General features: G+C 64.5%; 10 protein-coding genes. 5 read left to right on the plus strand and 5 right to left on the minus strand.

Features of this window, described 5'->3' with window-relative positions; all coding sequences use genetic code 11:
• Positions 1–120 precede the first annotated feature (120 nt).
• The 3 genes from ACVOLV_RS21370 to ACVOLV_RS21380 all read right to left on the minus strand — a co-directional run bounded on the left by ACVOLV_RS21370 (position 121) and on the right by ACVOLV_RS21380 (position 1,990).
• Positions 121–1,086, minus strand: a complete 966-nt coding sequence (locus ACVOLV_RS21370) for a beta-ketoacyl-ACP synthase III (RefSeq protein WP_481556113.1) — start codon at positions 1,084–1,086, stop codon at positions 121–123.
• Positions 1,087–1,177: 91 nt separating this feature from the next.
• Complete coding sequence (gene rpmF / locus ACVOLV_RS21375) at positions 1,178–1,375, minus strand: 50S ribosomal protein L32 (protein WP_282270713.1); 198 nt, start codon at positions 1,373–1,375, stop codon at positions 1,178–1,180.
• Positions 1,376–1,483: 108 nt separating this feature from the next.
• Entirely contained in the window at positions 1,484–1,990 is a 507-nt protein-coding gene (locus tag ACVOLV_RS21380) for a YceD family protein (protein WP_481556114.1), read from the minus strand.
• Between the two features lie 115 nt (positions 1,991–2,105).
• Here ACVOLV_RS21380 and ACVOLV_RS21385 point away from each other — a divergent pair, with 115 nt between their 5' ends.
• Positions 2,106–2,678: a Maf family protein gene (locus ACVOLV_RS21385; protein ID WP_481556115.1), complete on the plus strand. Its 573-nt coding sequence runs from the start codon at positions 2,106–2,108 to the stop codon at positions 2,676–2,678.
• A gap of 148 nt (positions 2,679–2,826) precedes the next feature.
• Here ACVOLV_RS21385 and ACVOLV_RS21390 read toward each other — a convergent pair whose 3' ends face one another.
• Complete coding sequence (locus ACVOLV_RS21390) at positions 2,827–4,668, minus strand: ArnT family glycosyltransferase (RefSeq protein ID WP_481556118.1); 1,842 nt, start codon at positions 4,666–4,668, stop codon at positions 2,827–2,829.
• A 61-nt stretch (positions 4,669–4,729) separates the two neighbouring features.
• On the opposite strand from ACVOLV_RS21390, the gene ACVOLV_RS21395 reads away from it, so the two are divergent.
• The 4 genes from ACVOLV_RS21395 to ACVOLV_RS21410 all read left to right on the plus strand — a co-directional run bounded on the left by ACVOLV_RS21395 (position 4,730) and on the right by ACVOLV_RS21410 (position 9,087).
• The gene (locus tag ACVOLV_RS21395; RefSeq protein ID WP_303749113.1) at positions 4,730–5,656 is read left to right on the plus strand and encodes an AAA family ATPase; all 927 of its coding nucleotides are present in this window, start codon (positions 4,730–4,732) and stop codon (positions 5,654–5,656) included.
• Between the two features lie 76 nt (positions 5,657–5,732).
• Positions 5,733–6,614, plus strand: coding sequence for a DUF58 domain-containing protein (locus tag ACVOLV_RS21400; RefSeq protein WP_481556119.1), 882 nt, complete (start codon positions 5,733–5,735; stop codon positions 6,612–6,614).
• Complete coding sequence (locus ACVOLV_RS21405) at positions 6,611–8,566, plus strand: transglutaminase TgpA family protein (protein WP_481556116.1); 1,956 nt, start codon at positions 6,611–6,613, stop codon at positions 8,564–8,566. Before ACVOLV_RS21400 ends, ACVOLV_RS21405 begins: the two co-directional genes overlap by 4 nt.
• Positions 8,563–9,087 (plus strand): Slp family lipoprotein, encoded by a 525-nt coding sequence (locus ACVOLV_RS21410; RefSeq protein WP_282270727.1) that lies wholly within the window; start codon positions 8,563–8,565, stop codon positions 9,085–9,087. The genes ACVOLV_RS21405 and ACVOLV_RS21410 overlap by 4 nt, the downstream gene beginning before the upstream one ends.
• Here ACVOLV_RS21410 and ACVOLV_RS21415 read toward each other — a convergent pair.
• Positions 9,069–9,249 (minus strand): hypothetical protein (locus ACVOLV_RS21415; protein WP_481556117.1); only part of this gene is annotated, 181 nt, incomplete at its 5' end. The genes ACVOLV_RS21410 and ACVOLV_RS21415 overlap by 19 nt on opposite strands.

The raw sequence follows: 9,249 nt of genomic DNA on the forward strand, positions 1-9,249 counted from the left end.
CTCGGCAGGGGCGTTACCGGTGAAGCCTCATGCCAAGCATGGCTCGGCACTACAGGTGACGCCTTAACGACAACGGGCAGCCATTGGCTGCCCGTGCGGTGTACGTATTTCTGGAGACGCTTAGTAGCGCAGCAGCGCCGAGCCCCAGGTGAAACCGCCACCGAAGGCTTCCAGCAACAGCAACTGGCCGCGCTCGACACGACCCGAACGGATCGCGGCATCCAGCGCCAGCGGCACCGAGCCGGACGAGGTGTTGCCGTGCTTGTCGACGGTGACCACCACGCGATCCATCGGCATTTCCAGGCGCTTGGCCGTGGCTTCGATGATGCGCAGGTTGGCCTGGTGCGGAATCAGCCAATCCAGGTCGGACTTGTCCAGGCCGTTGGCCTGCAGGGTTTCATCAACAACCGAGTCCAGCGCCTTGACGGCGTACTTGAACACGTCATTGCCCTTCATGTTGATCTTGCCCGGCTTGTCGAAGCCGACCGAGACGCCAACCGGATCCCACAGCAGTTCCTTCTTGCTGCCGTCGGCATGCAGATGGGTGCTGAGAATGCCGGTGTCTTCGTCGGCCTTGAGCACGACGGCACCCGCGCCATCGCCGAACAACACGCAGGTGGTGCGGTCGGTCCAGTCAACGATACGGGTCAGGGTTTCCGCACCGATTACCAGGACGTGCTTGGCATCACCGCTGCGAATGAATTTGTCAGCCACGCTCAGGGCGAAGATGAAGCCCGAACATGCTGCATTGACGTCAAACGCCGCCGAGCCGGTCGCACCGAGGCGGGCCTGGATCAAGCAAGCGGTAGACGGGAAGATCAGATCCGGCGTGGTCGTACCCACGATGATCATGTCCAGCTGCGAGGCCTCAATGCCCGCAGCTTCCAGCGCGCGCACGGCGGCGTGGTAGCCCAGGTCACTGGTGGTCTCGTCATCGGCAGCGATGTGCCGCTCACGGATACCCGTGCGCGACTCGATCCACTCGTTGGTCGTCTCGACGATCTTTGTCAGATCATCGTTGGTCAACACTTTCTCGGGCAAATAACTACCAGTGCCCGCGATCCTCGAGTAGATCCGCTTGCTCATGCTGTTTCCTATTGCGCGAAGCCGCCCGAAGGCGGCCCCGGAAGAATCGGTGCAACAACCGCCACACTGAGGTGGCGGCAGCCGTCACAAATCAATCTTCTTCGACGACCAGGGTCGACTTGGTCGTGATCACCTTCTTGCCGCGGTAGAAACCGTCAGCAGTGATGTGGTGACGCAGGTGCACTTCACCGGTGGTCGGATCGGTGGACAGCTGCTTTGCGCTCAGGGCGTCGTGGGCACGACGCATGCCGCGGCGGGACGGGGTAACACGGGATTTCTGCACAGCCATGGGATTGCTCCAAACTCGGTTTCGTTTGCTTCGTCGTTTAATTGCACAGGACGCCAGCGTCCAGCACTACTCGCTTTCGCCGCAGCCGCCGACGATTACCGGCCGCAATTATTTCTTCAGCGCCGCCAATGCCGCAAAGGGATTGGCCTTGCTCAATTCTTCTTCGGTCGCGGTGAAGTCACGTTCGACTGCCTCGCTTCCAGGCGCCAGTGCTACCACCGGCACCGCCAACACCAACTCGTCTTCCACCAGGTCCAGCGGACGCAGGCTGCCATCTTCAGGCACCAGCATCGCTTCGTATTCCTCTGGAAGCGCAGATTCTTCTTCCTCGTCCTTGATCAAGCCCAAGCGCTGCTTGATCGACACCGGCAGCAGGAAACGCTGCATGGTGCGCTGACAGATCAAGGGCAGCTCGGTATCGATGGTCAGATCGACGTACGACACCTGCAAGATGTTGTCTCGATCGAACTCCAGTGAATACGCGCACTGGCCCTCGGTATCGGCAACCAGACCCTGCAAGCGGGTCAATTCGGACAAAGGCACCTGGCCATCAAAGCGCCTGCGCGCAATGACCATCCGCCAAGCATCCAGCAATTCGGGTACGTTCGCGGACATAAGCTGCAGAATGTTAAGGAGTAGCCACGCCGCTGTCAAATCCGTAGCGGCGGAAACATTGTCAGACCGGGGGTGGCGCAGCAGACTGGCCTTCCCGAGCTGCGTATTTTTACACATGAAGCCCCTGATTCTCGCCTCCACGTCACGATATCGCGCCGAATTGCTTAACCGGCTCAGGATTTCGTTCAGTTCAGCCGCGCCGGATGTGGACGAAACCCCGCTTCTGGGCGAGCCGCCCACTGCGTTGGCACGCCGCCTTGCCGCCGCCAAAGCCGCTGCCGTGGCCCGCCAGCACCCCGGCAGTTGGGCCATAGGCTCGGATCAGGTTGCCGAGCTGAATGGGCAGGCATTGGGCAAACCCGGCACCCGCGAGGCCGCCTGCGCCCAGCTGACGGCGATGTCCGGCCATGAGGTGCTGTTCCATACCGCCGTGTGCCTCAGTGACGGTGATGCGCAACTGCAAGCCACCGATCTCACCCGTGTGCGCTTCAGGCACCTGCAGATGGCGGAGATCGAACGCTACATCGATGCCGAGCAGCCACTGGACTGCGCCGGCAGCTTCAAATGCGAAGGCCTGGGCATCACCCTGTTCGAGGCCATCGAGAACAGCGATCCCACTGCACTGATCGGCCTGCCGCTGATAAAGACCTCGCAGCTGCTGCGACAAGCCGGCTATCAGCTGCCCTAGCTTGCGACATCACCGTAGCCCGGGTAAGCCCAGCGCCCTTGGGAACCAGTGATCTACCGGCAACCCAGGTTCTCCGCCAACCGCCCCGGGTGCGCTTCGCTTACCCGGGCTACGGCTTGTCGCGAGCTGCCGCCAACGGTAAGCGGCGCTACTTGATCTCGAACGGCTGCTCGGCCCAGGTTTCGACGCTGCCGTCGTTGCCATGCAGGCGCAGGCCCAGCCAATGCGTGCCGGGCTTCAGCCCCGAGGTATCCAGGCGTGCGTCAAAGCCAGTGCGCGGATGCTGCGGATCGTTGGAAATCTTCCAGAACGGACGCACATCGTATTCGCGCCCGTACACGGCATCGCCCACGCTGCGGCCATCGAGCAGCATCTCCACACGCGACAGGCCAACGCCATCCTTGAACGCCCAGCCGGTGACGTCCAGCCTGCCGTCGACAAGTTGACCAGCCAGCGGGGTTTCCACCCATGCCATCGCCGGCGTCACGCACGCGCCTTGCTGCTTTTCAGCCGGCAGGCGGAACAACAGGAAACGCTGGAAACCATGATCGAGCGAGATCACTTTCGGCGGCGGCAACGGCCCTACCAACTCGCAGACCTTGTGGTAGCGATCAAGCAGATCGCGGTAACGCTGGTCCCCCGGCGCCAGCACCAGCAGCACTGGCGTAGAGCGGCTGCCGTCACTGAGCAGCTTCCACAACGCCAGCTGCGCGGTGCGCCCATGGCGGTCATTGAGCGCATGCGGCAGCACCTTGATTGAAGGATTGTCGAGGCGGAAACCGAGCTCCGCCCCCACTTTGAAGCTCCCTGCCAACAACTGGGTGTCGGCCGGCATCTCCGAAAGCTCTTCGCGCACGCCTTCGGCCAGCTGCTGCCAACCGGCGAAATTGCGCGGGTAGTACTTGCTGCCCGCCATATGCTCGCGCAGCCCGGGCGAGGCCGTGAACAGGTAGTAAGCCATGGCCAGCACCAGCCCAAGCGAGGCGAGCACCCACAAGGCACGACGCCAGGCGCGCGACCAATGATTGAGCAGTGCCGGTACGCAGACCAGCAGCGCCAGATAGCCAGGCAGCGGCCAATGGAAGCTGACCCGCTCCACATCGGTGAAGAAACCGAGCGCGAAGATCAGCAGGGTCGAGGTCGCACCGACCAGCGCGAAATAGCGCCATTGCAGGTGGTGGAAACCGCCCTGCACATTGCGCAGACCCTTGCCCGCAACCACCACCATCGCCGCGAACAACAACGGCGTCACCAGCAGCGGCTGGATCACCAGGAACAGCAATCCTTCCGAATGGAATGCCCAAGGATGGCGCTCGATCACCTGGAACTTGAGCCCGGCATCCTGGTTATCCAGGTTCCAGGCCAATAGCGGCAACCACGCCGCAACACCTACCGACAAGGCAATCCACACCCGCGGATCGCGCAGCACCCTGCGCCCTTCTGGCAAGGCCAACATCGCAATGAAACCAACGCCGATCACACCGATGAAACGGTAGTGACTCAGTGCGCCAATCAACAAACCGCAGGCCAGCAACAGCGCACCACCAGCACCGACGCCACGCAGCAGGCGCGCACCGGCGTCCAGACACAGCAGCGCGGCAATCGCCATCGGCACGTCCGGCACCGCCAGGATGCCCAGCGTCGCCGACAACGGCATCAACAAGGCCAGCGAGCCCGCGCGCCAGCCCATGCGCACGCCAAACCAGCGCGTGCAGATACCGGCAACCATCCACGGCAACGCCGCCCCCATGATCAGGAACGGCAGGCGCACACCCAGGCGATGACTACCGGCAACTTCAACACCCAGCCGCGTCAACCATGCGGTCAAGCCGGGCAGATCCGAATAGGCGGCGGCCAGATGCTGGCCTTCCTGCCAGTAGAACGCTTCGTCCACAAAAAGAGGCAATTGCGAAGCCAACAGCACCTTCGTCGTGGTGACCAGCACCCACAACACAAGGAACGTCACGTATGCGCGTTGCTCACCCCTGATTGCCACGTACACTTCCTTCAGACCAAAAATCGAGACGACCATGACAGTGGCGCCGCCCGGAATGCTAACCGAAGTAACACTACAGTCCCTATCGGCAGCGCAACAGCAGGTCAATTCCCTACTGCTGGGCAAGGCCCAGGAAGTACGCATGGCCTTTGTCGCGCTGCTGTCCGGCGGACATCTGCTGATCGAAGACCTGCCCGGGCTCGGCAAGACCACCCTGGCCCATGCGATGGCATCCAGCCTGGGCCTGCAGTTCCAGCGCGTGCAGTTCACCTCCGATCTGCTGCCTGCCGATGTGCTCGGCATCTCGGTCTACGAAGCGCATAGCCGCAGCTTCCAGTTCCATCCCGGCCCGGTGTTCTGCAACCTGCTGCTGGCCGATGAGATCAATCGCGCGCCGCCACGCACGCAGAGCGCCCTGCTTGAAGCGATGGCCGAGCAGCAGGTGACACTGGATGGCGTGACCCACCGGCTGCCGGATCCGTTCTTTGTGATCGCCACCCAGAATCCGGTCGACATGTCCGGCACCTTCCCGCTGCCCGACTCGCAGCTGGATCGCTTCCTGCTGCGCCTGACCCTGGGCTATCCCAATGCCGAGGCCGAGCGTGCCCTGCTGGCCGGTGAAGACCGCCGCGAGCTCATCGCACGGGTTACGCCCTGCCTTTCCGAGCAGGACATCCGCATGCTGCGCGACGCGGTCAGCCAGGTGCATGCCAGCGATGCGCTGGTCGATTACGTGCAGGCGCTGCTTACCCGCAGCCGCCAGCATCCGGGCGTGCGCGTTGGCCTGTCGCCGCGCGCCGGTATCGCCTTGCTGCGCGCGGCCAAGGCGCATGCACTGCTGCTGGGTCGCCGCCATGTGATTCCGGAAGACGTGCAAGCCTTGTTCATCGCCGTCGCCGGGCATCGCCTGGTCGCCGAAGCAGAGGCCTCCTCCGGTCCAACGTTGGCGCGCACCATCCTGCACAGCGTGCAGGTGGACTGAAGTGCTGGCAGCGTTGCGGCAGCGCCTGCAATCACTGCAGTTTCTGGCCCGCCCACGGCAGCCGGAACAGCTGCCGATGCAGCTGGACCGGCGTCGCATCTACGTGCTGCCAACCGGCTTCGGTCTGTTCCTGGCCGCGCTGCTCGCGGTGATGGTGCTGGGCGCCTTGAACTACAACAACAATCCGGCGCTGTTGTTGGCGCTGGTATTGGCCGCAACCTCGCTGGCGAGCACCGTGCAGGCGCATCTGCAGCTATCCGGCCTGCGCCTGGACGCCGTTTCCGCCGACCCGGTAGCCGCAGGCAATCCCATCCGCCTGCGCCTGGCGCTGGCGCGTGGTGACCGCCGCCCGCGCCGTGCCCTGCAAATGGACTACCAGCAATCCAGGACCCACCTCAACCTGGAACAGGACAGCCAGGCCGAAGCCGATCTATGGCTGCCAACACATCGACGCGGCTGGCTGGATATAGCGCGCATCCGAGTTGCGACCACCCAGCCGCTGGGTCTGGTCCGCGCCTGGGCATGGTTCTGGCCGGACTCGACCCTGCTGGTCTATCCCGCGCCGGAAGCCAATGCACCGCCGTTACCGGATGCAGGCAGCGCTTCCACCCGCACGCGCGTGCATCCGCAAGGCGAAGAACTGCAACAGATGCGGCCCTACCGCACCGGCGATTCACGCCGCAGCATCGCCTGGAAGCACTCGGCGCGACGCGATGAACTGCTGGTGCGCGAGTACGAACGCCCCTACGGTGCCGAGCTGGTATTGGACTGGCAGCAGCTGCATGCCCTGCCCCACGAACGCCGCATCTCACGGCTTGCGCGCTGGGTGGATGATGCCGAACGCGAAGGCCGCAGCTACCAGCTGCGCCTGCCCGGGCAACCGCCCTTGGGGCCAGCCAGCGGCGACGGCCATCGCCACCTCTGCCTGCGCGCTTTGGCGCTGATGCCAGACGCATGAAGACACCCTCACCCGCACTGAGCGCCGGCAGCCGCATCTGGATCAACCTGGTCACGGCACTGTCGCTGCTGCCCTTGCTGCTGCAGCTGCCCGGCGTGCTGGCCGTGGTGTTCGGCATCACCACCTTGCTGGTGGCGCTGTGGTCATGGCGACGCAGCATGCCGCTACTGGTTCGCCTGCTGTGGATTGGCGTGATGCTGGGCTGCATCTACTGGCAGATGGGCGCCAATCCCGGCCGCGACAGTGGCTGTGCCCTGCTGGCGGCAATGCTGGCAATCAAATCCAGTGAGTTGCGCACGCTGCGCGATGCGCGCAGCCTGATTGGCTTCAGCCTGTTCGCCCCGTTCGCGGCCTTCCTGCTCGATCAGGGCCCCACCACCTTGCTGATGTCGGCCGCTGCCGTGGTTGCGGCGCTGCTTGCGCTGCAGCGTATTGCCGATGAGGACGTGGGCATCGCCCATCTGCCAGCGCGCGCGCAGCTGCGCACGGTTGGTGGATTGATGCTGCTGGCGCTGCCTTTGGCGCTGTCGGCATTCTGGCTGGTGCCGCGCCTGCCGACGCCGATGTGGGGCACGCCGGAGCGCTCGGTCGGGCGTCCCGGCCTATCCGACAGCATGCAGCCCGGCGGCTTGAGCGAGATGATGGCCGATGACAGCCCGGCCTTGCGGGTCGAGTTCTTCGGCCCGGTGCCGGCGCAGAACCAACGCTATTGGCGCGGCCCGGTACTCACCCGCTTTGATGGCCGCCGCTGGTCACGCTCGCAGAGCCAGCGCGCCGAGCGCGTACCCAGCGTGAGCAACAGCGCGCAACGCTGGGATTACCAGATCGAATACGAGCCCACCGATCGACGCGAGCTGGTTGCACTGGACCTGCCCTTGCAGGCCCCAGCAGGCAGCCAGCTGGATGCCGACTACAGCCTGATCACACCGCAGCCACTCACCGCGCTTACCCGCTGGCGCATGCAATCCAGCCCTGCCGTTGCGTTCCAGTCCGAGCTGCCCGCCCGCCTGCGCCGGCAAACCCTGCAGCTCCCCGACGGCTTCAATCCGCGCACGCTGGCACTGTCCAGACAATGGCGCAGCGAGGCCGGCAATGATGACGCTGCGCTGGTGCAACGCAGCCTGGACTGGATCCACCGCGAGTTCGCCTACACCTTGAACACGCCTTTGGCCGGCCGCCATTCCGTCGACGAATTCCTGTTCGACCAGAAGGCCGGTTACTGCGAGCACTTCAGCGCGGCCTTCGTGGTGCTGATGCGTGGCGCCGGGGTTCCAGCACGCGTTGTCACCGGTTATGCCGGCGGCGTGCGCAACCGCTTCGGCAACTATTGGGTGGTGCGCCGGCTCGATGCGCATGCCTGGGCCGAAGTCTGGTTGCCGCAGCGCGGCTGGGTGCGGGTTGATCCCACCGCGGCCGTCGCCCCGGAGCGCATCTACGACACCGTGGAAGACCGCATCGGCAACAACGACGGCGCTGCCGGACTCAACCTGTCCGGCCGTTGGAGCAGCCTGCTGCAGTACAGCGACTACCTGCGTCGCGGCTGGAACACTGCGGTGCTGTCCTTCAACGCAGAACGCCAGCAGCGCCTGCTCAGCGGCATCGGCATCAAGCAGCTGAGCCCCTCGCAGCTGGTTGCCTTGTTTGCCGGCTTTGCGGCCCTCACCATCGGCCTGATGGCCTGGCTGCTGGCCCGCGGCGAGCGCCAGCGTGACCCGCTGTTGCGCGCCTGGCACCGTCTGGACCGTCGCTATCAACGACTGGGGCTGGGCCGCGAGCCCTTCGAGACCGCCAGCGACTGGGCCAGCCGCATTGACCGTGCCCGTCCTGGCAGCGACCTGCTGACGCTCAGCCAGCGTTTCACTCAGGCGCGCTACGCTGGCGTCCGATCGGATGTCGTTTCATTATTGGCGGACCTGCACAGGCACCGCCCGAAACCCGGAGTACGAACATGAAGACCCGCATCCTCCTCGTTGCCGCCGCCAGCCTGGTGCTGGCTGCCTGTGCCACGGCGCCCAAGCCGCTACAGGGACAGTTCACCCCCGTTTCGCCGCGTGACGCGGTGGCGCAGAAGCAGACCGGCGCGCCGGTACGCTGGGGTGGCCGCATCATCGAAACCATCCCCGGCCAGGGCGAAACCTGCTTCCAGATGCTGGCCCGTCCGCTCAATGCCAGCGGCCGCCCGAGCACCACCTCCAGCGATGCCAGCGATGGCCGCTTCCTGGCCTGCCGCAGCGGTTTCTATGATCCGGCGGTGTTCGAGCCGGGCCGCGACGTGACCTTCATCGGCCGCATCGATGGCTACCAGAGCACCAAGATCGGCGAATACGACTACCCGCTGCCCAAGCTTTCCGCTGACGTGGTCTATCTGTGGCCGGTACAGCGCGAAGTGGAAGTAGTGCCCGCCTACCCGTACGGCCCGTGGGGCCCGGGTTGGGGTCCCGGCTGGGGCTGGGGTTACCGCGGCTGGTGGTAACGAACTGAAAACGCCGCCCCAAGGGGCGGCGTTTTCTTTTGCTTGAATCTGTTTGTGGGAGCGGCGTAAGCCACGAAGCTGAGTACAACGGAACAACGATAGAGCCTGTTTTCAAGCAGCTGTTGATTGCCATGCGCAGCTTGCGGCGGATGGATCTGGAGC

Source organism: Stenotrophomonas sp. STEN023, from assembly GCF_056760135.1.

Excerpts from the sequence above, each read along its gene's own strand:
- ACVOLV_RS21380 (WP_481556114.1), bottom strand. The coding sequence starts at position 1,990 with ATGTCCGCGAACGTACCCGAATTGCTGGATGCTTGGCGGATGGTCATT.
- rpmF (WP_282270713.1), bottom strand. The coding sequence starts at position 1,375 with ATGGCTGTGCAGAAATCCCGTGTTACCCCGTCCCGCCGCGGCATGCGT.
- ACVOLV_RS21405 (WP_481556116.1), top strand. The coding sequence starts at position 6,611 with ATGAAGACACCCTCACCCGCACTGAGCGCCGGCAGCCGCATCTGGATC.
- ACVOLV_RS21385 (WP_481556115.1), top strand. The coding sequence starts at position 2,106 with ATGAAGCCCCTGATTCTCGCCTCCACGTCACGATATCGCGCCGAATTG.
- ACVOLV_RS21370 (WP_481556113.1), bottom strand. The coding sequence starts at position 1,086 with ATGAGCAAGCGGATCTACTCGAGGATCGCGGGCACTGGTAGTTATTTG.
- ACVOLV_RS21410 (WP_282270727.1), top strand. The coding sequence starts at position 8,563 with ATGAAGACCCGCATCCTCCTCGTTGCCGCCGCCAGCCTGGTGCTGGCT.
- ACVOLV_RS21395 (WP_303749113.1), top strand. The coding sequence starts at position 4,730 with ATGCTAACCGAAGTAACACTACAGTCCCTATCGGCAGCGCAACAGCAG.
- ACVOLV_RS21400 (WP_481556119.1), top strand. The coding sequence starts at position 5,733 with ATGCAGCTGGACCGGCGTCGCATCTACGTGCTGCCAACCGGCTTCGGT.